The organism is Pseudoduganella umbonata (assembly GCF_014192225.1).
GTDB classification, from domain to species: Bacteria; Pseudomonadota; Gammaproteobacteria; order Burkholderiales; family Burkholderiaceae_D; genus Rugamonas; species Rugamonas umbonata.
In genome coordinates, this window is the sequence record NZ_JACHXS010000001.1 from 631802 (window position 1) to 653269 (window position 21468).

A 21468-nucleotide genomic window follows, 5' to 3' on the forward strand; every position below is an offset into this window, starting at 1 on the left:
CTCCTCAGGCGGCCAGGGGCACGAGGAAGTCGCGGCTCACGCGGTTCCCCAGTTCGTAGATGCGGCGCAGGAATCTGGTCAGGTAGTCGTGCAGGCCGTCCTGCAGGAAGTCTTCGATGCGGGCAAAGCGCAGCTCGGCGTGCAGCTGGCCGGCCAGCCGCTCCGTTTCACCGGAAGCGGCGTTGCGCACCTCGCGCAGGTTGTTGACGAGCGCTTCCATGCAGGCCAGCAGCGAGCGGGGCATGTCCGCCCGCAGCATCAGCATCTCGGCCACGCGTTCCGGCGTGATCACGTCGCGGTACATCTTGCGGTAGGTTTCAAAGCCCGAAACCGAGCGCAGCAGCGCCGCCCAGTAATAGAAATCGCGGCCGCGCTCGTCGCCGCCGCCGAGGAATTTGACGTCCAGGATGCGTGCCGTATTGTCGGCCCGTTCCAGGAACGTGCCGAGGCGGATGAAGTGCACCGCTTCGTCCTGCAGCATGGTGCCGATGGTGACGCCGCGCGACAGGTGCGAACGGTACTTGACCCACTCGAAGAACCGCACCGGATCGCGTTCGTGCAGGCGCTCGCGCAGCTTGGACTGCAGGTCCAGCCAGGTCTGGTTCTGTACCTCCCACACTTCCGTCGTCAGCGCGCCGCGCACCGCGCGCGCATTTTCACGGGCGCCGTTCAGGCAGGCCGCGATGGACGATGGATTGGACGGATCGCGCACCATGAAATCGATCACGTCGCGCGGCGCCAGCGCGGCATGGCGGCTGTCGTAAGCCTGCTGCAGTTCGGAAATGCCCAGCATCGCGCGCCATGCCTGCTGGGCATCTGCATCCGACTGCGGCAGCAGCGCGGTCTGCACGTTCACGTCCAGCATGCGGGCGGTATTCTCGGCCCGTTCGGTATAGCGCGCCATCCAGTACAGATGATCCGCGGTACGGCTCAGCATGGTGTTCCCCTTTTCATCAGTTTTCCAGTACCCAGGTATCCTTCGTGCCGCCACCTTGCGAGGAGTTGACGACCAGCGAACCCTCCTTCAGCGCGACGCGAGTCAATCCGCCGGGCACGATCGAGGTGGTCTTGCCGGACAGGACGAACGGGCGCAGGTCGATGTGGCGCGGCGCCACGCCCGAAGCGACGAAAGTAGGGCAGTTCGACAGGGCCAGCGTCGGCTGCGCGATGTAGCCGTCCGGCCGTGCCAGCAGGCGGGCGCGAAAATCCTCGATCTGCGCCTTGGTCGAAGCGGGACCGACCAGCATGCCGTAGCCACCGGCGCCGTGCACCTCCTTCACCACCAGGTCCGGCAGGTTCGACAGCGTGTACTGGAGATCCTCGCTCTTCCGGCACTGGTAGGTCGGCACGTTGTTCAGCACCGGCTGCTCGGACAGGTAAAAGCGGATCATGTCGGGCACATACGGATAGATCGACTTGTCATCGGCCACGCCGGTGCCGATCGCGTTGGCCAGCGTCACCCGCCCGGCGCGATACACCGACAGCAAGCCCGGGACGCCGAGCGCCGAGTCGGCGCGGAACGCCAGCGGATCGAGGAAGTCGTCGTCCAGCCGGCGGTAGATCACGTCGACGCGCTGCGGGCCGCGCGTGGTGCGCATGTAGACGGCATTGTCGTTGACGAACAGATCCTTGCCTTCGACCAGTTCGACGCCCATCTGCTGGGCCAGGAAGGCATGCTCGAAATACGCCGAGTTGTACATCCCCGGCGTCATCACGACCACCGTGGGATCCGCCGCGCCGACCGGCGCCACCGAGCGCAGGTTGTCCAGCAGCAGGTCGGGGTAATGGTCGACCGGGGCGACCCGGTGCCGCGCGAACAGTTCCGGGTACAGCCGCATCATCATCTTGCGGTCTTCCAGCATGTACGACACGCCGGACGGCACCCGCAGGTTATCTTCGAGCACGTAGAATTCGCCTTGCCCCGCGCGCACGATGTCGACGCCGGCAACGTGGGCGTAAATGTCGGAGGCCACGCTGATGCCCTGCATTTCGGGCCGGTACTGCGCATTGCGGTAGATTTGCTCGGCCGGTACCACGCCGGCACGGATGATGTGCTGGTCATGGTAGATGTCGTGGATGAACATGTTCAGCGCCTGCACGCGCTGGACCAGGCCACGGTGCAGATGCGCCCACTCGGCCGCCGGAATGATGCGGGGAATCGCATCGAACGGTATCAGCCGCTCGGTGCCGGCATCGTCGCCGTACACCGCAAACGTGATGCCGACACGGCGGAACGTCAGGTCCGCCTCGATGCGCTTGCGCTCGAGCGCTTCGGGTGTCTGCCGGGCCAGCCAGCTGTCGAATTCCCGGTAATGGGGCCGGACACCGTCCGGCCCCGTCATTTCATTGTAGAAGTGCACGTTGGTTTTCCTCCCGCGAATATGGGATTTTATGCAATCGCCGTGCCAAGTTCATGCACGATTGAGAATGTGCGCTCCCGGCATGAAAACCCTTTACAGGTCAGTTTCCTCAGTGCATCATTACGTGCCGACCCAATCAACGTCCGGCGCCTGTTTTTCCTGACAACTTCAAGATTGGGTTCGCATGTCCTTCACCGTTCCGCAGCCGGCCGCGCCCGGCACCGCTCCACGCTCCCCGCAGGCCGACGTCCGGCACGTGTGGGCGGGCGCGTTCGCGGTCGGCATGGGCGACATGGTATTGACGGCGCTGCTGGGTTCCTGCGTGGGCATCGGCATCATCTGGCGCCGCAAGAAGCGCTGCGCGCTGGCGCACTGCCTGCTGGGGGAGGCGCCTGCCGGCGACACCGGCCTCGATGTCCGCTACGTCAGCAATGCCGTGCCGGCGCTGTTGCGCGGCCTCGGTGCGCGGCCCGCGGACTACGCGGAGCTCGAGGTCGTCGTGGCGGGAGGCGCCAGCCTGTTCGAGCGCGGCCAGTCGCCGATGCGCGTCGGCGAGCGCAACATCGCCGCCTTCGAACGCGCGATGGCGCTCCATGGCCTGCGGGTCGTCCACCAGTTCCTCGGCGGTAGCCACGGATCGCGCATCACGCTGAACTGCGCCGCGCTGACCTACGAAACGCGGCGCCTCGCAGCCGGTTGAGCGCGCGGGCGGCACACCGCTATCCTTCCAGGTATTTGCATACGACACGGTGCTCGGGGTGCCGTTCGGCGCGGACCGCGACCAGTTGCCGGCCCCGATGCAGGGCATGTGCCGGCATGGCCACCTGGTCGCTGCCATGCCCGGAAAGTCAAACAGACAATGGCTACAATGGCGGTTTTTGCCTGGCAGGGAGGAACATATGAAAGCCATCGTCACCGGACACAGCCGAGGGCTGGGGGAAGGGATCGCCCGCGCACTGCTGGCGCGCGGCGCGCAAGTGATGGGCATCGCGCGCCATGGCAATCCGGCACTGGCCGGCGTGCACGAGGTCGCGCTCGACCTGGCCGATGCGGCTGCACTGCAGGCCTGGCTGGAGGGCGGCGAACTGGCCGCCTTCCTCGCGGGTGCGAGCAGCGCGCTGCTGGTGAATAACGCCGGCGTCGTGCAGCCGGTCGGTGCGCCCGGCACGCAAGGCAGTGCACGGCTGGCGCTGGCAGTGTCGGTGAATGTCACGGCAGCGCTGGTGCTGACGGACGCCTTCGTGGCGGCCACCCGCGATTGTCCCGACCGCCGCGTCGCCCATGTCTCCAGCGGCGCGGGCAGGGCGCCATACAGCGGCTGGAGTATCTATTGTGCGACCAAGGCGGCGCTGGACATGCACGCACGCGCCGTCGCCCTCGACGCGCTGCCGGGCCTGGCGATCGCCAGCATTGCACCCGGCGTCATCGACACGGCCATGCAGGCGGACATCCGCGCCACGCCGGAACATGACTTTCCCGCCATCGGGCGTTTCATCGCGCTCAAGCAGGACGGTGCGCTGGCCGATCCCGGTACTGCCGGAGCGCAACTGGTCGAGTATGCGACAGGCAGGGACTTCGGCACCACGCCGCTGGTGGATTTGCGCGAGATCGGCTGAGGTCCCGGGCTGAGGTTACGGGATGACTACCTGGGATAAGGTCTGAGGGGCTGGCTTGCCGGACCAGGTTTCCTGGCTGGTTCAGGGGGCGCTGGCGGCGAGCCCGGTCACCAGTGCCAGGTCGGCTCCAGCCATGCCGGGCCAGGCAAACCGCGCGCCATCGACGGCCGCGCCGGCAAAATCGCCGCGGCGGCATATGCTGCGGGCAAAGTCGGCACCACTGGCGCGCGCCCGGTGCAGGCGCGCGCCGATCAGGCAGCAGAACGGGAAATGCGCATTGTCGAGCAGGGTGGCGGACAGGTCGCAGGTGCCGAAATCGGCGCGCACGAAGCGCCCGCCCGACAGGTCGGCGCCGGCCAGCCGCGCGCCGTGGAAGTTGCAGTCGACCGCGCGGGTGCCCCGCAGCAGCGCCCCCTGCCAGTCGGTGCCGGCTGCCGCCTGGAGGCCGTCGAGTTCGGCGTACTGCCAGGTGCTGCCCGCCAGTTCCGCGCCGCTGAGGGCGCAGCCGCGCAAGCGGGCCTGGCGAAAATCGGCATGCGGCAAGTGCGCCCGCAACGCCAGCACCTTGTCCCACCGCGCGCCGCGCCAGCGGCTGGCCTCGCCGCGCGCATCGAGCAGCACCATCGACCTGGCCCTGCTGCGGTCCAGCACCGCATGGGTCAGCGTGATGCCGACGGCCACGAATTCATCGAGCAGCGCGTCGCTCAGGTCGGCGCCGGGCCAGCACGCATCGTTGGCCCGTACGCCGCGCAGCGAGGCGCCGCACAGTCGCGCATGCCCGGCCCGGCTGCCATCGAGGCAGGCACCGTCGAAAAGGGCTCCCGAGCAATCCGCATCGTCGAGCGATACGCCGGTGAGCAAGGCGTGGCGCAGCTGCGCGCCGCGCAGGCTGGCACCGCGCAGGTCGGCCCGCTCCAGCACCGCGCCGGACAGGTCGGCGCCATCGAGCACCACGCCGCGCAGGTCAGCTCCGGAGAAGTCGCGGCCGGCCATGGGCGCGCCGGCAGCCAGCAGCTCGCGCAAGTGCGCAGCGGCGGGCACATGGGCCGCAGGCGGGCGGCGAAGGGCAGGGCGGCGCAGCTTGTCCCATGTTGCTGACGAAAAGATCTTCATTGCCGGTCTCCAGCGTCGGGTACACCGGGTACCCACGAGACCGATTATGGACCTGTGATCGCGGCCGATTAAACCCCTGGCTCAGCGAGATGCAATAGTTTTGATAAAACGCAAACGATTCCGGGGAACTTTGCAGCGGCGACGAGTCAAAAGCTGCGCGTATAGCTAACCGAGAACGTCCGGCCGCGGCCGGCGAAGTAGGACAGCGGGTCCTTGAAGTTGACCGATTGCGGGTAGTAGCCGATGTATTGGCGGTCGGCCAGGTTCTCGATGCCGAGGCCGAAACGGCCCCAGTCGGTGTCCCAGGTGCCCGCCAGGTCGGCCAGCGTGTAGCCGTCGAAGTGCTCTTCCAGGTTGATCGGGCCGGCCGTGCGGCCGATGTTGATGTCGCGATCCGCCAGGCGCGTGGCCTGCAACCGCAACTGCGTACGCGGCAGCGGCTGCCAGTTGGCTCCCAGTACCAGCTTGTCCGGGCCCTGCGAGCGGGCGCCCAGTGCCAGGTCCATCGGCGCACCGGCAGCGGCGGCGGTCCGGCCCATCGTCCGGGCATAGGTGCCGAACGCCGAAAGGGTCGTGGTGGGGCGGAACTCGGCGGATACTTCCCAGCCGCGCACGGTCGTCGGCACGCGATCCAGTACGCCGAGGCCTTCGGAATTGATCCGCATGACGGTACCCAGCTTGGAGCGCGAGTCGTAGAACGACGCGCCCGCGCTGCCCCGCGCGCCGCGCCAGTTGATGCCGATTTCCTGGTTGCGGGTAATCACCGGCTGCAGTGAGAACAGGCCGTCGACCGACTGGCCGGGACGGTTGACGCCGCGCAGCACCACGCCGACGTCGGGCAGGCCAAAGCCTTCCGACGACGACACGAATGCCGACCAGGCAGGGGCGAAGCGCCAGACCGCGCCGATGTTCTTGACCGCCTTGTCGAAGGAGCGCTTGCCGCCCCCCCACCTGGACGCCGCCGTACGACCACAGCGTCGTGTACGAGTCGACGTCGAGCCTGGCGGATTCGTGGCGCACGCCGCCGCGTACCGTGACCGGGCCGGCCTCGTATTCCAGCTGCAAAAATGGTGCGGTCGAGGTGAAGTCGAGGGTCGGCACCCACGTGCGGTTCGTCAACGCCATGCGCTGGCCGCTGCGGTCGCGCAGGTGATCGATGCCCAGCGTGGCCTCGAGCCCCGGCAGCAGCAGGCCGGGTCGCACCCATGTCAGCTTGGCGCCATGCTTGGCGGCGTTGATCTCGGACTGGTCAAACAGCATGCCGACCGGGGCCAGGCGGGCGTCCTGGAACGTGATCGTATTGCTGCCGCCATACAAGGCCGTGAAATCCTGACTGAATACCTGCGCAGCAAAAGTGCCGCCCAGCAGGGCGCCGTGGCGGTAATCGAGGCTGGCGGTACGCACGTCGTTGCGAGCCGGGTTGCCAGGCGGGCGCCCCGGCGTGGAGGACGTGGGGATGCCTTTCGCGAAATCGGCGGGCACGGTGCGGTAATCGAGCTCCCCCCGGAAATTGAAGCGGTTGACGGTCAACTGCACGCGCTGTTCGCCTACGTCACGCCCCAGCTTGAGGAACAGGTCGTGGCCGCCGGCGTCCAGCGTGTCGCCTTGCAAAGCATCGATGCCGATTCGACGGCCGCTGCCGTCATAGGCCATGCCGCGCCGCTGCACGCTGGCATAGCCGAACAGGTCGAACGCGGCGGACTTGTGCGTCACCGAAAAACCCGTCTTCCAGTCCACGTTATCGTCGCGGAACCCGGTGGCCGCCCTGGCGTGCACGGCAAACGCGGTGCCAGGCTGGCGCGGCGTCTTCGTGATGTAGTTGATGATCCCGCCCGTGGCGCCCATGCCTTGCATGGCGGAAGCGCCAGCGATGACTTCGATCCGCTCGATGATCGCCGTATCGGCGAAATATCCTTCGCGCATGCCGGCGCGCAGTGGATTGGACTGCGGAACGCCGTCGAGAAGGATCAGCGGCATGCGTCCGCGCAGCGATTCGCCCGTGGACGAAATCTTTTGCCGGCTGGGGGCGTAACCCGGAATGTACGTGGCGAGTGCGGCGGATGGATCGTCCGCCAGCAGATACTGCGTTTCCAGTTCCCGCTGCGCCACCACGGTCACCGCGCCAGGAATCCGGTCGACCGATTTCGCATTGCGCGTCGCCGTCACGACGACTTCGGCCAGCGGCGTTTCCTCGGCCCGCACCGGCAGCTGCCCCAGCGCAAGGCATGCCAGCGCCAAGGCGTGCGGAATCGGATGCGGGTGGACCATGCCAATGGCTCCTGTAAAAAAGTAAAAGCCGGAAATAATAACCGTTCTTGAAAGCAACAGCAAATCGCAGATTGATATCGGTAATGTAATAAATGATTACATTTTACGTTTTACTTGCTTCTTGTGTGCTGGCACCCGGTGTAGCGTTTGACTCATCGTTTCTTTTACAGCAAAGGATTGGCGGATGCATCAGAAATGCAACATAATACGTTGTATTACTAACCAGATTATGTACCATGACCCTTCCGATTGCCGACAAAACCGCTGCCAGATCCGCTGAAGAATTGCTGCTGGACGATATAGAAGCCTTGCGTGCCCGTTGTGCCAGCACGCAGGAGCTGTACGGCGAGGTGTGCGCGGTCATGTTCTTTCGCTATGGCATGACGCCAACGGCGAACCGGCTCTACCAGCTGGTACGCAAGGGCAGCATGTCGGCACCGGCTGACGCGCTGGCCAGATTCTGGAGCCAGTTGCGTGAACGCAGCCGGGTAACCATCGAAGGGCCGGACCTGCCTGACAGCCTGCGCACGGGCGCGGGTGAGTTGCTGGCGGCGATGTGGCGGCAGGCGCAGGAAGCTGCCGGCGCATCGCTGGCTGTGCTGCGCGAGGAAGCCGAGGCGCGGATCGCTGCGGCCGGCCAGGCGGAGGAGGCGGCGGCGGCGCGCATCGCTGCACTGGAAGTCGAATTGGCGACGGAGCGTGCGGTGTCGGCCGCGGCGCGCGAGGACGTTGCGACGCTGCGCCACCAGTTCGCCGCCAGCGAAGCTCTGAACGCCAAACTGCGCCAGCGGATCGACGACGCGCGCAAGGAACTCAACGAGCAGCATGCCTGGTTCAAGACTGTCGAGCGAGATCACGCCGCCACGCTCGACAAAGTGCGCGTGCAATTGCAGGCCGAGCGCGACGCTGCCGACGCGGCCCGTCGGCACGCGGCGCAGGCGCTGGAGCGCGAACGTGCCAACGCGGACCGCCTGCAGCAAGCGCTCGACGCCGAACGCGCCGCCGCCTCGGGCGCCGCCGAACGTCATCGCGTCGAGCTGCGCGAAGCACAAGCCCGGCTTACCGAGCTGTATCAGCGTATCGGCGTGCTGGACGGCGGCGCCGCCGCCGCATCAGCCGAACGCGACCGCGCGCTCGATGAGCTGGCGGCCGCGCGGCATGCACTGGCGACCGCGCAGGCGGAAGCCGCCGCAGCCACGGGTCGTGCCGTGGCACTGGAGGCCGCCCTGCGACATGCCGGGGACCGTCCCGTGCCGGCCAGGCCACACACCCGGCTGCAGGCCGACTGAGTTTTGCCCTTCACACCGCTAGTAACTATGTGTGGCGCGATTGGTACAAATCGGGCGCTACACGGCAGTGCTGCAAGGAGTTCTCTGGCGGCAACATCGGAGACCGTGAATGATCGAAACCTGAGCATTGCTTGCGCAATTGCCGATCGCTTCGCACCGCCGTAAATGAAATTAAATCCTTTCAAATCAATACGAAAGATCGGCGCGGCGCAGTCAAAGGATTTCTTGGAGAAATAAGAATTGTCCAAAAGAATTTTAGCAATCTGCCATGCGATATCAAATACGATATCGAATACCCTAAAAAAGTCATTGGATCGGTGTCGGTGTGGTCCCTACTATTGGCTCGCAGCATCAAGTTGACAGTGGTAGCACACGTCTTTGACAAAAACTATAACGATCAGGAGATCTACATGACATCGACTTTGTTCGGTCAAACTCCCCCATCGCATCAGATGAAAATGAAGCTGACGGTCGCCGTGCTGGCGGGCGCCGGCATCCTCAGCAGCGCCTCCGTATGGGCGCAGAATGCCCAGGCCGTCGCGGAAGCGCAGGCCACTTCCGCACCGGTTGCGGTCGTCGTCACCGGCGTGCGCCGCGCCGCGCAAAGTGCGCAAACGATCAAGAAGAACTCCGACGAAGTAATCGATTCGATCGTTGCGGAAGAAGCGGGCAAGTTCCCGGACAAGAACGTCGCCGAGATCCTTGGCCGCGTCACCGGCGTGCAGATCCGCCGCGCAGGCGGCGAAGCCAGCGATGTGATCATTCGCGGCCTGCCGGGCCTGACGACGCTGCTGAACGGCCGCGAAGTCTACACGTCCACCAACCGCAACCTGCACCTGGCGGACATCCCGACCACGATGCTGCAGCGCGTCGACGTCTACAAGACGCAAGGCGCCGAGATGGTCGAAGGCGGCACCGCCGGCGTGATCGACGTGCGTACCGCGCGTCCGTTCGACTTCAAGGGCTTTTCCGCCAGCCTGACCGGCCGCGCTGAAAACCGCGACAAGGCCGACACCACCGATCCGCAAGTGTCCGGCATGATCTCGAACCGCTGGAAGAATGACCTGGGCGAATTCGGCGCCCTGTTCGGCGTGTCGTACCAGAAGGGCCACTATTTCGATGAAGTGACCTGGAACTCGCCGCCGGACAATACGGTGACCAACAACACCAGCAAGCCGAATCCCGCGGTCACCGGCCCGGTCGACCTGGGACACTCGAGCACGATCGGCGTGCGCGAACGCTACTCCGCCAACTGGGCATTCCAGTTCAAGCCGGCGCGCAATGTGGAACTGTACGCGGAAGGCTGGTCGACCCGCATCGATCACGACCGCGAAAGCCAATTCTTCCTCGGTAACCTGGGCTGGGGCCCGGCGACGCAATACACCGTATTCCCCGGTACCAACCAGGTCGACACGGTCACGTCGTCCGGCAGCCCGTTTGCGCTGAGCTCGAACCAGACGCCGCGCGACGATTCGGAAACGCACCAGGGCGCGATCGGCGCCAAGTGGAGCGTCACGCCGGACCTGCGCGTATCGACCGAGTTCGTCCGCACCACCGCCCGCTGGAAGCAGGACATGCCGATCATGGAGATGCTGGCGCATCCGACCACGATCGTCGGCCAGACCTATGTCGACGGTGGCGCGCGGTTCGACTACCCCGGCTACAACATGCTGGACCCGAACAACTACACGCTGCACAACTTCATCGACAATTGGCAGGCCTCGGGCGGCCAATCGAAGGACTGGCGCGCGGACGCGACCTACAACAATGGCGAGGAAGGCTTCTTCCGCGAGTTCAGCGCCGGCGTGCGTATCGCCAAGCGCAGCGCACGCTACCAGCATGAAAGCCTGAACTTCCTGCCGGCGGTGCCGGGCCTGCCCGCCGTCAGCTCGCTGCCTGGCCTGACCTGCCCGTCGCAGCGGTTCTCGAACGACTACGGCATGAACCAGTGGCTGACCGTCTGCGGCGACTACCAGCACCGCAACATCGATGCCGTGCGCAAGCTGTACGGTCGTGACGGCCGGACGGCGCCGGATCCGTTCTCGCTGTACACCAACAACGAAGACACCAGTGCCCTGTACGGCAAGACCCGCTTCGGCTTCAACGCCGGGCCGGTGCCGGTCGAAGGCACGGTGGGCGTGCGCGTCGTCAAGACCAAGCTGGACGTCAATGGCTTCTCGAACATCAACAACCAGCCGGTGGCGGTGAACAAGAAGTCCTCCGACACCGACGTGCTGCCGAACCTGACGCTGAAAGCCAACCTGACCGACACGCTGATCGGCCGCATCAACGCCGGCAAGACCATCCAGCGCCCGGCCTTTGGCGACTTCAACCCGGGCATTTCGCTGGGCGCGACTCCGGACGGCCTGGGCATCTACGGCGGCAATGGCGGCAATCCGGACTTGAAGCCGGTCACCGGCAAGAATGCCGACGTAGCGCTGGAATGGTACTTCGCGCCGACCGGCAGCCTGACCGCGACGGTGTTCAAGCACAAGTTCGAGAACTACATCATCCGCTCGCTGGCGATGGAAACGTTCGATGGCAAGCAGTACCGCATGGACCGCCCGCGCAACGTCAACGAAGGGCAGCTGGAAGGCATCGAGATCGGCTACCGCCAGTTCTACGATTTCCTGCCGGGCTGGCTGGGTGGTTTCGGCATGGAGGCGAACTACACGTACATGAAGGGTCACTTCCTGGACAACGGCAAGGAAGCGCCGTTCCAGGGCATGTCGAAGAACGCCTACAACATCGTCGGCTTGTATGAGCGCGGTCCATGGTCCGGCCGCCTGGCCTATAACTATCGCAGCCGGTTCGTCGACACGTTCAACTACCGCGCGATCGCGGCGCCGATCGGCCCGATCGACCTGATCGTCGATCCGATTGAGACGGTGGATGCATCGATCTCGTACAAGATCAACGAGAACATGGGCATCACGCTGGACGTCGAGAACCTGAACGACCGGACGTACAACGATTACCACGGCATCGCCAGCAACCCGCGTGACGTGCGCCGTTACGACCGCGTGATCGGCCTGACGCTGCGCTGGAAGCTGTAATCGGCAGGTATCCCGTTTGACGCGCCGCCCGGAGGGGCGGTCGATGAAGCGCGCTGTCCGGCTTTGGCCGGCAGCGCGCTTTTTTTGTGCACCGCTTTTGCGCAACCCCTAGTGCGTGCAAGTTCCCGTAAATATCCCGGCATCATGGTTGGCCTGCGCGGAAACGGCTGCTAAAATGCGAATAGTTCTCATTATAGTTCTCATCCCTGCTTGTGCCGCGGCATCTCGCGCAGGGATCGAACCTTTCCAACGTACCCGATACCGCCATGGCCGCACTGACCTCATCCCGTTTTCACATCGTCTCCCGCACGGCCGCTGCAGTACTCGGCGGCTATGCCTTCAGCTGGGGCGTGATCGCGTTCGGCACGGCCCTGCTGTTTGCCGCGGGCATGGAATTCCACGATGCCGAGCACCTGTCGTATATCGTCGGCCTGCTGGTGTTCCTGGTGGCGTTCCTGCTGGCTTTCGCGGCGCGCAGCCTGCCGCGGGTCTGGCTGGTGCTGGCCGGCGGCGGCGCGCTGCTGGCGGGCGCGGCGACGCTGCTGCAACAACAACTCGTCTGAGCGAGGCTTAACATGTTCCAGAATTTCCGCCTGGCGATGGCCTGGCTGCACACGTGGTTCGGCCTGTTCCTCGGCTTCGTGCTGATGGTCGTGTTCTTCTTCGGCGCGCTGTCGGTATTCGACCGCGAGATCGACCGCTGGGCAATGCCCGCGACGCGCTTCGAGCCGCAGCCGATGCCGTCGTTCGACAAGCTGCTGCGTCCCGTGTTCGAGGACATGCAGCCGCTCGAGGATGCCCGTGCGGCGATGCGCGACCAGGTCAACGGTCCGCTGCCCGAACGCTTCGATACCGTGGCCCGGATGGGCGCGTACACGACGCACCGCGATCCCGTGCTGGGCCTGTTCGTCGGCTATGAAGTGCCGAATGCGAAGGAAAAGGAAACCCAGATCTTCGCGCTGCGCACCGTCGACCCGCGCACCGGCACCGCGTTGCCGGACGACCGGCTGAAGATCGGCAGCGGCTTCTTCTATCCGCTGCACTACAGCCTGACGGTCGAATGGAAGAGCCTGGGATACTGGATCGTCGGCTTCGCCGCACTGATGATGCTGGTGGCGCTGGTCACTGGCGTCATCATGCACCGCAAGCTGTTCCGCGAACTGTTCACGTTCCGGCCGAACAAAAGCACCCAGCGCAGCATGCTGGACCTGCACAACCTGACCGGCGTGGTAGCGCTGCCGTTCCATTTCTTCTTTGCCTTCACGGGCCTGGTCATCTTTGCCGGGATTTATTTCCCGGTCACCCACACCCAGCTTGCAGCGCTGCATGACAAGCACGAGCAGGTCGAGGCACTGGAAACCGGGCTGCCGTACGCACGCGCCGGGGTTGCCGCGCCGTTGGCGCCGGTGGATGCGATGGTCGCCGAGGCGCAGCGCCGCTGGGCCGCGAAGGGGATGGCCGGCGACGTCGGCTTCCTGGCCGTGCAGTTCCCCGGCGACGCCAATGGCTATGTGTCGGTCTACCGCGCCGGTACCGACCGCATCGCTCTGACCGGGGAAGGCATCCATTTCAAGGCATCTACCGGCGAACTGCTGCGCGAGGACCCGCCGCCCACGGTGGTTGCGCGCATCAACGAATTCCTGACCGGCCTGCACCTGCAGCATTTCCGGCACTGGCTGCTGCGCTGGCTGTACGTGCTGGGCGGACTGGCCGGCTGTGCCTGTATCGCGACCGGTTTCCTGTTCTTTGTCGAGAAGCGCAAGCGCCAGCACGCGAAGCAGGGCAGCGCCGGCGCCCGCATCGTCGACGCGCTGGCCGTCACCACCGTCACCGGCATGATGATCGCGGCGCTCGGCATGCTGATCGCCAACCGCTTGCTGCCGGATGCGATGCCGGCCGGCTGGCCGTGGCGCGGCGATATGGAGAAGTACTGCTTCTGGGGCGCCTGGGTCCTGGCGATGGCGCATGCGGTGTGGCGTACCGCACCGGTGGCCGCCGGCCGCCTGGCGCCGGCCTGGCGTGAACAGTGCCTGGCGATTGCCGTGCTCGGCATTGCGGCGCCGCTGCTGAACTGGATCACCACCGGCGACCATCTGCTGCGCACGGTGGGTGCCGGCTACTGGCCGGTGGCCGGTGCCGACCTGTTCATGCTGGCGGGTGCCGGCCTGGCGTTCCTGGCGGCACGCCGGCTGCGGCGCCGTGCCGAAATGCCCGCGGCGGCCAATGCTGTGGCGATGGAGGCCGGCCATGCGTGACGCACTGATGTTGCTGGCGGCCCTCATCGCCAGCCTTGCAGGAATGGGCTGGTTTGCGTTGTCGATGGAAACCCATTGGGCACAGGTGAGGGGAGCGGTACCCCAGCCGGCGGCATTGGCGCGCCAGCTGCGTGGACTCGGCACGGCCGCGCTGGCAACGGCGCTCGTCCTGTGCCTGCTGGCCGATTCGGCCTCGATCGCGGTGCTGGTGTGGCTGATGGCGCTTGCCGCCGCCGCGCTGGCGGTGGCATTCACGCTGACCTGGCGTGCTCGTATCCTGGCAGTCCTGGTCTTCTGGGCCGGCCGCTGACGCTTGGGCGTCCAGGCAGGCGCGGCTGCTACGCAGCCAGCGATGCATCCCCGATGGGCGACAGCCGGGCGGTTGCGCCTTCCACCAGTTGCGGCGCGAAAGTGCGCTTTTCGGCAAGGTGGCTGCCGTGCGACTCGATCATCGAGGTCAGCAGGTCGGCTGCCGCCAGTGCCATTTTGTGCATTGGCTGGCGCAGCGTGGTGAGGTTGCAGCTCAGCCAGCTGGCCGGTTCGATCGCGTCGAATCCGGCGATCGACATGGTGCCCGGGACGTCGATGCCCAGTTCATGGCGCGCCAGGTCGAGGCAGCCGAGCGCCATCACGTCGTTGCCGCAGATGACGGCGTCCGGCAGGTGGCCCAGCCGCTCGATGATCTCGCGCAGGCCCTGCGCGCCGCTGGCATAGTCGAATTGTCCGCCGACCACGACGGGAGGCGGCAGGCCCAGTTCCTGCAGCCGGTCGCAGGCGCCCATCCGGCGCTCGGCGGCCACCGTCGGCGCATCGGGCCCGGCCACGATGCCGAACTGGCGATGTCCGGCGGCGGCGAGGCGCGTGGCAAGCATGCGGCCCGCTTCGTAATGGTCGCACAGCACGCTGTTGACGGTGCGGCCGCGCAGGTTGCGGTTGAAGACCACCAGCGGCAGGCCGCGCCGTTCGAATTCCTGCACCTGCTCGTCGCTGACGGGGGCGGCGATGATCGCGCCGTCCACCTGGTATTGCCAGATGTCGCCGAGGATGTGTTCCACGTCGGATTCCTGCTGGATCGTGAACAGCAGCACGCGCTTGCCGCGCCGCGTCAGCTGCTGGGACAGTTCCGCCAGGGCTTCGGGTGAGTACACGTTGGCGAAGTGGGGCATCACCACGGCAACCATGTTCGAGCGCCGCGTGATCAGGCTGCGCGCCGCCGCGTTGGGAATATAGTCCAGCCCGGCCGCCGCCTTCATCACGCGTGCATAGGTTGCCGGCGATACGCTGGCGCCGGGCTTGAAGCAGCGCGACACGGCCGACTGCGATACACCGGCGACGAGCGCCACGTCATAGGATGTGACGCGCCGGTTTTCACGCACGACCGCGGCCTTATACTCGGCCGCCCGGGCAACGGCCACGTTCTCTGCCGGAGGTGGTGTCTTGGTTTTTCTCATCGTCTTGGGTTGGCCCGTGGCGGCACCGTTTCGGTCGAGGATAACGCATGAGCTTGCGTTGTGGCAATTATTGCCATGGGAAAATTGCAAGGCGCTGGCGCGAGTGTGGCACCAGCGCTACCCGCCAATCACCATCGTCACCGCGATGACGGCCAGCAGAACCCCGGTCGCGCCTGCGCGGCGGCGCCAGCCACCGCGCAGGCGTTCCCGGGTACGGCCATGACGCGGCGTCGCGCGGCCGCCGCGGGACTGGCCCGCCGTTCCCGTCTCTTCGTTCATGTTGTACCGCACCTGTGCCGAACCTCTGCTGTAGCCTGCCATATCGGTCTCCCGTGTTGTCGAATTTCCTAGCGTAACTATGTACGCGGTGCGGGATTTGATGCAGGTCAAGCCAACTCTGGTAAAATTTTGCCCCTTTCAGATGAGGTAGCGATGGCAACAGCGTGCGGTGTCGACTTCGGCACGTCCAATTCCACGGTCGGGTGGGTGCAACCGGGCCGGCCCGTGATGTTGCCGCTCGAAGACGGCAAGGTCACGTTGCCATCGGTGGTGTTTTTCAATGCCGACGACGATGACGTCACGTTCGGCCGCGCGGCGCTGGCCGATTACCTGGCGGGCTACGAAGGCCGCCTGATGCGTTCGCTCAAGAGCCTGCTGGGTACGCCGTTGATGGATGGGCAGACCGAGGTGGCCGGGCGCGCGCTGTCGTTCCGCGAGTTGCTGGGCCAGTTCATCCGCGAGTTGAAGCGCCGCGGCGAAAGTGCCGCCGGCCGCGAGTTCGACGCGGCGGTGTTTGGCCGGCCCGTGCATTTCGTCGACGACGATCCGGCCGCCGACCGGCTGGCCCAGGACACGCTGGCCGAGATTGCCCGTGCCGCGGGCTTCCGCGAGCTGGCATTCCAGTTCGAACCGATCGCCGCCGCGTTTGATTACGAGTCGCAGATCGACCGCGAGGAACTGGTGCTGATCGCCGACATCGGCGGCGGCACGTCGGACTTTTCGCTGGTGCGGCTGGCGCCGTCGCGGATGGCCCGCCGCGACCGCCGCGACGATATCCTGGCCAGTGCCGGCGTGCATATCGGCGGTACGGATTTCGACAAATACCTGAGTCTGGTGACGGTGATGCCTGAGCTCGGCCATGGCAGCGAACTGAAGAACGGCAGCGCGGTGCCGTCCAGTTATTACTTCAACCTGGCGACCTGGCACACGATCAACCAGGCGTACACCAGGAAGATGTCGGCACAACTGGGCGAACTGGTGCGCGACGCGCGCGAGCCGCAAAAGCTGCTGCGGCTGCAAAACCTGATCGAGGACCGCGCCGGCCACTGGCTGGCGATGCGTGTCGAGGAAACCAAGATCGCGCTGTCGGACCAGGCCTCGGTGCGGCTGGAACTGGACCGGCTGGCGCCGCCGCTTGCACTGGATGTGGAAAGAGACTGCTTCGTCGCGGCGATCGGCGCGCTGGTCGACACGGTCGGCGGCAGCGTGGCGCGGCTGCTGGCCGACGCCGGTGTGCGCAGCGAACAGGTCGATACCGTGTTCTTTACAGGCGGCTCGTCCGGCGTGGCGGCATTGCGCGAACGGATCGCGGCCACGGTGCCGGCCGCGCGCCGCGTCGAAGGCGACCGTTTCGGCAGTATCGGCGCCGGCCTGGCGCTGGACGCTGTCCGGCAATTCGGCTGAGGGGACGACATGCTGACCAAACCGATCGTCATGCTGGACTTCGAGACCACCGGGCTGTCGCCGGACATGGGCGACCGCATCACCGAAGTGGCCGCGCTGCGCATTGCCGACGGCGTGATCGTCGATCGCTATGTGTCTCTGGTCAATTGCGGTGCCCGCATCCCCGCGTTCATCACCAGCCTGACCGGCATCACCCAGCAGATGGTGGACACGGCACCGCCAGTGCACGAAGTCGTGCCGCGGCTGCTCGAATTCATCGGTGCCGACGCACTGGCGGCCCACAATGCCAGTTTCGACGAAAAATTCCTGCGCGCCGAAAGCATGCGGCTGGGCATGGCACCCGCGCACGGGGGTACCGTGTGTTCGTTGAAACTGTCGCGGCGCGTCTATCCGCAACTGTACAGCTATAAACTCGGCAACCTGGGCAGCCAGCTCGGCATCCCGTTCCGCGGCACCGCCCACCGGGCCGAGGCCGATGCCGAGGTGGCGGCGGAGGTATTGCTGCACATCGGGCGTCATCTTGCGTCAAGCTACGGCATTGCCGCCGTCGAGCCGGCGCTGCTGATGTCGGTCAACAAGCTGGCCGCCGCCAAGGTCCACGCCTTCCTGAGCAAACAGTCCGCCACTCAGGGCTGAACGGCCCCGCCACTGCCGCTAGCCCGCTGCGCCGGGCGGCGCCTCCTGCCGCGTCAACGTTTTCCACCGAGTCATCGACCATGACAAAACGGTCGGGCAATTGAGCCTTCTCAAAAGCACTGCGCAATCGTTTATTAAGCTTTATGCAACATACCGACGCGCAGGATGGGAGAGCACGCATGAACAACCGTTACTCGAGGGAGGACGTCAACGTCTACGCATGGTTTCGCGAAGCGTCCGAGAAAGGCGATGCGTATGCGCAGTTCAACCTGGCCCTGATCTACAAGCGCGGCAAGGGCGTCAGGCCTGACGAGGACGCCGCATTCATCTGGATGCGGCTGTCGGCATTGCAGGGCATCGCATTCGCCCAGAACCACCTGGGTGCCATGTACTATAACGGCGCCGGTACCAGGCCGGACGATACCGAAGCCGTGTTCTGGTTCCGCATGGCCGCGCGGCAGGGCGACGCGTCGGCGCAGCAAAACCTGGGCTTGATGTACCGCAAAGGCCGTGGCGTGCCGCGCAGCGATGAAACGGCCCTCACCTGGTTTTGCCGGGCTGCCGAACAGGGTGTCGCCAGCGCCCAGGCACTGCTCGGCGAAGCGTATGCGCAAGGGCTCGGCACAAGGCGCAATTTCCAGCTGGCACTGGCATGGTTCCGCAAGGCCGCATTGCAGGGCGACGCAACCGCGCAGCTGAACCTCGGCCTGATGTACCGGCGCGGCCACGGCGTGCTGCAGAGCGATACGCAGGCCGTGGCGTGGTATCGCCAGGCGGCCGCGCAGGGCATGGCCGCCGCGCAGCGCCATCTGGGCGTCGCCTACGCGGAAGGCCGCGGCGTGCAGATGGACCTGGAACGGGCCTGCTCCTGGCTGCGCCGCGCCGCCGAGCAGGGCGACGCCAATGCCCAGTTCAACCTGGGCGTCATGCTGTCCAACGGTTACGGTGCACGCAAGGATGAAGCGCTGGCATCCGACTGGTACCGCCGTGCCGCCAGTGCGGGCCACATGCTGGCGCAGTACAACCTGGGCGGGATGTACGCGCAAGGCCGTGGCGTTGCCCGCGATCCCGCCGAAGCGCTGGCCTGGTACCGGAAGGCCGCCGACCAGGGCGCGGCGAATGCCCAGTTCAACGTCGGCGTCATCTATGCGAATGGCCATGGCGTGCCGAAGGATGAAGTCCGCGCCGTGGCCTGGTACCGGAATGCCGCGGCGCAGGGCGATGCCAGCGCGCAAAACAATCTTGGCGTCATGTACGCGAATGGCCAGGGGGTGCCGCAGGATAATGCCGAGGCGGTGCGCTGGTACCGCAAGGCGGCGGAGCAGGGCCATCCGCTGGCCCAGTACAACCTGGGCGGCATGTATGCCGGCGGTCGCGGTGTCGAGCGCGACCCCGTTCTGTCCTACATGTGGATCTCGCTGGCGGCCGAGGCCGGCGATGAAGCCGCGTGCAACAACCGCAAGCTGATCGAACGCAAGCTGACACGTGAAGAAATCGGTTCCGCCGAACTGATGACGCGGCGTTGGCGCGACGCCCACCGCGCCTGACCGGCGCACCGTGTCATTGCCTCTTTTCGCCGACGGATCTTCGGGGCCGGCAAATTCACGGGCTGGCAAATTCGAGGATGCAAATTCACGCGCTGGCCCATCTGCGGGCCGGCAAAGATCGAGGCCGGCAAATCTCCCGGCCGCGCTTCAGCGTGCCGGCATTTGCCGACGGTCGAGAAACAGGCTGTTGCCGTGGATTTTCTTGGCCTGCTTCTTTGCTTCGGCTGCGCTGGTGGCAACCTGGTGATGCGAATGGAATTGATGCGGTTCCACGCGGATGGCACCCACCGACAGGCTCATCAGCGGGTGAAACACTTTGCGCCCCTGCCGGTCCTCGCCCAGGTAGCCGCCACGCTCACGGTCGCCGTCGCTGTAGAGCTCCAGTCCCGTAGCGGCGAACTCGGCCAGCATCGCGCGGCAACGCGCTTCCCAATCCTCGCTCTGGAACAGGATCACGAAATCGTCGCCGCCAATGTGGCCGACGAAATCGCGATCGGGGTCGCCATGCCGTGACAGGATATTGCCCAGCAGACCAATCACATCGTCACCGCGTCGATAGCCGTACACGTCGTTGAACGGCTTGAAATGATCGAGGTCGCAATAGCACACCCAGAAGCGCGTCCCGCTGTGCAGCAGGCGGTCGATGTGCTCGTTGATCGGCACGTTGCCGGGCAAGCCGGTCAACGGATTCGCATAGCGCGCCGCATGGATCTGCAACTGCGTGATCTCGCGCATCAGGTCGTGACCCGTACCCATGCCAAGGTAGCGGCCGCCATCGGTGATGATGAAGCCATTGAACAGGTGATGCGCATCCGAGGCGGCCATCCGGAACGACAGGTCTTGCAGGCTGGTGTCCTTGTCGGCGACCAGGGGCGCTGCGTCCATGAACTGCCGGCATGACTTGCGACCGTACAGCTCGCGTTCATACGGACGGGCGAAATGGGCGATCATGTTGAAACGGGAGATCAGGCCAAGCGGCAGCCCGTCGTCGACGACCGGGATGATCATCAGTTGCGGATCGGCTTCGAAGCACCGGTACACGTCGTTGTTCGTCATCGCCGACGGCACGGCCGGCACGTGATGCAACAGTTTCAGGATGCTGACGGCATTCTTTTCCATGCTCCGCTGCGGGTATACCGCCACGCCCGTCCGGGTCAGGGTGCCGATCACGTCAGCCGGCAAGGTGCGTGCCGGGTTCACCTCCGGATGGCCCAGGTGGTACCCTTGCGCGAACGCGACCCCCAGGTCGCGCAGCACCATCAGCTCGGCGCTTTTCTCGATGCCCTCGGCGATCACCAGCGTGTGCGACTTCTCGGCGATTTCCTGGATCGACCGGACGAACTGCAGCTTCACCGGATCATGGTTGATGCCCTGGATGAAGTGCATGTCGATCTTCACGTAGTCGGGCCGCAGCTCCGACCAAAGCCGCAGGCTGGAAAAACCTTCGCCCAGGTCGTCGATCGCGATCTCGAAACCGCGGGCGCGATAGTGCAGCACCGCTTCGCGCATCCGTTCGTAATCGTAGGTCGGCTGGTTTTCCGTCAGTTCGATGATCACGCGGTCAGGGCGCAGGCCAAGCTGGCGGATGCAGCCGAGCGTTTCGCCATCGCCGGCGCCGCGGCGCGGCAGCAGGCATTCAGGGCTCACGTTGAGGAACAGCTTGCCCGGCAAATCCAGTTCGGCGAAACGTTCCAGCACGATGCGGCGGCACAGATATTCCACTTCCAGGGTCAAGCCATGCTCGCGAGCCGCCCCGAACAGCTTCATCGGTGCGTGCAGCGGACTGTCCGACGGGCCCCGGATCAAACCTTCATAGCCGATGATGTCGCCGGTCTGGGTGCGGATCACGGGCTGGAACAGCGCGGTCAACCGGCGCCGCGCAAGAATATCGAGCAGGTGCGCACAGACGGGGGCGCCGGCATGGGCACGCAGATAGCTGACGTTGGCGGGCAGGACGTCGGCGTCCTTCGTGGCGGCCGGCCTGATGGTGGCTGGCTTCATGTCGGCAGGCTTGAAGTCGGCTGGCGCGGTGCTGGCTGGCGGGAAAGCGGAGGCGGGATTCACGATGGTTCACTAAAACAAGTCGCATGAATAATATGAATAATTTATGACCGGCTGATGAAACGGCCGAATAAACTGCACCGTTCCCGCGGACAGAGCCTTTCTAATTTGCCACGGATGGCGATATGATCGA

At 65.5% G+C, this 21468-nt stretch carries 17 protein-coding genes and 1 pseudogene; 10 read left to right on the forward strand and 8 right to left on the reverse strand.

Translation table 11 applies throughout. The features are described from left to right. Window positions 1–4: 4 nt before the first annotated feature. Window positions 5–937 (reverse strand): alpha-E domain-containing protein, encoded by a 933-nt coding sequence (locus tag FHS02_RS02595; RefSeq protein WP_137312664.1) that lies wholly within the window; start codon window positions 935–937, stop codon window positions 5–7. A 16-nt stretch (window positions 938–953) separates the two neighbouring features. After that, window positions 954–2342: a circularly permuted type 2 ATP-grasp protein gene (locus FHS02_RS02600; protein WP_137317269.1), complete on the reverse strand. Its 1389-nt coding sequence runs from the start codon at window positions 2340–2342 to the stop codon at window positions 954–956. A gap of 202 nt (window positions 2343–2544) precedes the next feature. On the opposite strand from FHS02_RS02600, the gene FHS02_RS02605 reads away from it, so the two are divergent. Together FHS02_RS02605 and FHS02_RS02610 are read left to right on the forward strand one after the other, a co-directional pair. Next, the gene (locus FHS02_RS02605; protein WP_137312665.1) at window positions 2545–3060 is read left to right on the forward strand and encodes a chemotaxis protein CheD; all 516 of its coding nucleotides are present in this window, start codon (window positions 2545–2547) and stop codon (window positions 3058–3060) included. 199 nt (window positions 3061–3259) lie between these two features. Beyond that, window positions 3260–3976 (forward strand): SDR family oxidoreductase, encoded by a 717-nt coding sequence (locus tag FHS02_RS02610; RefSeq protein WP_137312666.1) that lies wholly within the window; start codon window positions 3260–3262, stop codon window positions 3974–3976. A gap of 81 nt (window positions 3977–4057) precedes the next feature. Here the strand turns inward: FHS02_RS02610 and FHS02_RS02615 are convergent, their stop codons facing one another. The 3 genes and pseudogenes from FHS02_RS02615 to FHS02_RS31355 all read right to left on the reverse strand — a co-directional run. Continuing rightward, window positions 4058–5089 carry a pentapeptide repeat-containing protein gene (locus FHS02_RS02615; protein ID WP_137312667.1) on the reverse strand — a complete coding sequence of 344 codons (1032 nt, stop codon included), beginning with the start codon at window positions 5087–5089 and terminating at the stop codon, window positions 4058–4060. A 146-nt stretch (window positions 5090–5235) separates the two neighbouring features. After that, on the reverse strand, window positions 5236–5997 hold the full coding sequence (locus FHS02_RS31350; RefSeq protein ID WP_229422756.1) for a TonB-dependent receptor domain-containing protein: 762 nt from the start codon (window positions 5995–5997) through the stop codon (window positions 5236–5238). 976 nt (window positions 5998–6973) lie between these two features. Continuing rightward, window positions 6974–7357 (reverse strand): annotated as a pseudogene (locus FHS02_RS31355) (TonB-dependent receptor plug domain-containing protein); the annotation flags it as partial. A 236-nt stretch (window positions 7358–7593) separates the two neighbouring features. Here FHS02_RS31355 and FHS02_RS02625 point away from each other — a divergent pair. From FHS02_RS02625 to FHS02_RS02645, 5 genes are all read left to right on the forward strand, one after another. Next, complete coding sequence (locus tag FHS02_RS02625; protein ID WP_137312668.1) at window positions 7594–8646, forward strand: DNA-binding protein; 1053 nt, start codon at window positions 7594–7596, stop codon at window positions 8644–8646. 458 nt (window positions 8647–9104) lie between these two features. Next, on the forward strand, window positions 9105–11702 hold the full coding sequence (locus FHS02_RS02630; RefSeq protein ID WP_229422527.1) for a TonB-dependent receptor: 2598 nt from the start codon (window positions 9105–9107) through the stop codon (window positions 11700–11702). Window positions 11703–11968: 266 nt separating this feature from the next. Beyond that, window positions 11969–12265 carry an iron uptake protein gene (locus FHS02_RS02635; protein ID WP_137312670.1) on the forward strand — a complete coding sequence of 99 codons (297 nt, stop codon included), beginning with the start codon at window positions 11969–11971 and terminating at the stop codon, window positions 12263–12265. A 12-nt stretch (window positions 12266–12277) separates the two neighbouring features. Beyond that, the gene (locus tag FHS02_RS02640; RefSeq protein WP_137312671.1) at window positions 12278–13957 is read left to right on the forward strand and encodes a PepSY-associated TM helix domain-containing protein; all 1680 of its coding nucleotides are present in this window, start codon (window positions 12278–12280) and stop codon (window positions 13955–13957) included. Next, window positions 13950–14267 (forward strand): DUF3325 family protein, encoded by a 318-nt coding sequence (locus FHS02_RS02645; protein ID WP_137312672.1) that lies wholly within the window; start codon window positions 13950–13952, stop codon window positions 14265–14267. Before FHS02_RS02640 ends, FHS02_RS02645 begins: the two co-directional genes overlap by 8 nt. Window positions 14268–14295: 28 nt before the next feature. Here the strand turns inward: FHS02_RS02645 and FHS02_RS02650 are convergent, their stop codons facing one another. Beyond that, the gene (locus tag FHS02_RS02650) at window positions 14296–15333 is read right to left on the reverse strand and encodes a LacI family DNA-binding transcriptional regulator (RefSeq protein ID WP_371870551.1); all 1038 of its coding nucleotides are present in this window, start codon (window positions 15331–15333) and stop codon (window positions 14296–14298) included. Between the two features lie 192 nt (window positions 15334–15525). Next, window positions 15526–15687: a hypothetical protein gene (locus tag FHS02_RS02655; RefSeq protein ID WP_221403761.1), complete on the reverse strand. Its 162-nt coding sequence runs from the start codon at window positions 15685–15687 to the stop codon at window positions 15526–15528. A 153-nt stretch (window positions 15688–15840) separates the two neighbouring features. Between FHS02_RS02655 and FHS02_RS02660 the strand changes: the two genes are divergently transcribed. From FHS02_RS02660 to FHS02_RS02670, 3 genes are all read left to right on the forward strand, one after another. Then, window positions 15841–17091, forward strand: a complete 1251-nt coding sequence (locus tag FHS02_RS02660) for an Hsp70 family protein (RefSeq protein WP_137312675.1) — start codon at window positions 15841–15843, stop codon at window positions 17089–17091. A 9-nt stretch (window positions 17092–17100) separates the two neighbouring features. Then, window positions 17101–17727 (forward strand): 3'-5' exonuclease, encoded by a 627-nt coding sequence (locus FHS02_RS02665; RefSeq protein WP_137312676.1) that lies wholly within the window; start codon window positions 17101–17103, stop codon window positions 17725–17727. Window positions 17728–17906: 179 nt separating this feature from the next. Beyond that, window positions 17907–19274, forward strand: a complete 1368-nt coding sequence (locus FHS02_RS02670; protein ID WP_137312677.1) for a tetratricopeptide repeat protein — start codon at window positions 17907–17909, stop codon at window positions 19272–19274. 147 nt (window positions 19275–19421) lie between these two features. Here the strand turns inward: FHS02_RS02670 and FHS02_RS02675 are convergent, their stop codons facing one another. After that, window positions 19422–21275: a GGDEF domain-containing protein gene (locus FHS02_RS02675; protein WP_137317271.1), complete on the reverse strand. Its 1854-nt coding sequence runs from the start codon at window positions 21273–21275 to the stop codon at window positions 19422–19424. Window positions 21276–21468 lie beyond the last annotated feature (193 nt).

Coding starts and splice junctions, on each gene's coding strand:
- FHS02_RS02595 (WP_137312664.1), bottom strand. CDS start 937: ATGCTGAGCCGTACCGCGGATCATCTGTACTGGATGGCGCGCTATACC.
- FHS02_RS02600 (WP_137317269.1), bottom strand. CDS start 2,342: ATGACGGGGCCGGACGGTGTCCGGCCCCATTACCGGGAATTCGACAGC.
- FHS02_RS02605 (WP_137312665.1), top strand. CDS start 2,545: ATGTCCTTCACCGTTCCGCAGCCGGCCGCGCCCGGCACCGCTCCACGC.
- FHS02_RS02610 (WP_137312666.1), top strand. CDS start 3,260: ATGAAAGCCATCGTCACCGGACACAGCCGAGGGCTGGGGGAAGGGATC.
- FHS02_RS02615 (WP_137312667.1), bottom strand. CDS start 5,089: ATGAAGATCTTTTCGTCAGCAACATGGGACAAGCTGCGCCGCCCTGCC.
- FHS02_RS02625 (WP_137312668.1), top strand. CDS start 7,594: ATGACCCTTCCGATTGCCGACAAAACCGCTGCCAGATCCGCTGAAGAA.
- FHS02_RS02630 (WP_229422527.1), top strand. CDS start 9,105: ATGAAGCTGACGGTCGCCGTGCTGGCGGGCGCCGGCATCCTCAGCAGC.
- FHS02_RS02635 (WP_137312670.1), top strand. CDS start 11,969: ATGGCCGCACTGACCTCATCCCGTTTTCACATCGTCTCCCGCACGGCC.
- FHS02_RS02640 (WP_137312671.1), top strand. CDS start 12,278: ATGTTCCAGAATTTCCGCCTGGCGATGGCCTGGCTGCACACGTGGTTC.
- FHS02_RS02645 (WP_137312672.1), top strand. CDS start 13,950: ATGCGTGACGCACTGATGTTGCTGGCGGCCCTCATCGCCAGCCTTGCA.
- FHS02_RS02655 (WP_221403761.1), bottom strand. CDS start 15,687: ATGAACGAAGAGACGGGAACGGCGGGCCAGTCCCGCGGCGGCCGCGCG.
- FHS02_RS02660 (WP_137312675.1), top strand. CDS start 15,841: ATGGCAACAGCGTGCGGTGTCGACTTCGGCACGTCCAATTCCACGGTC.
- FHS02_RS02665 (WP_137312676.1), top strand. CDS start 17,101: ATGCTGACCAAACCGATCGTCATGCTGGACTTCGAGACCACCGGGCTG.
- FHS02_RS02670 (WP_137312677.1), top strand. CDS start 17,907: ATGAACAACCGTTACTCGAGGGAGGACGTCAACGTCTACGCATGGTTT.
- FHS02_RS02675 (WP_137317271.1), bottom strand. CDS start 21,275: ATGAAGCCAGCCACCATCAGGCCGGCCGCCACGAAGGACGCCGACGTC.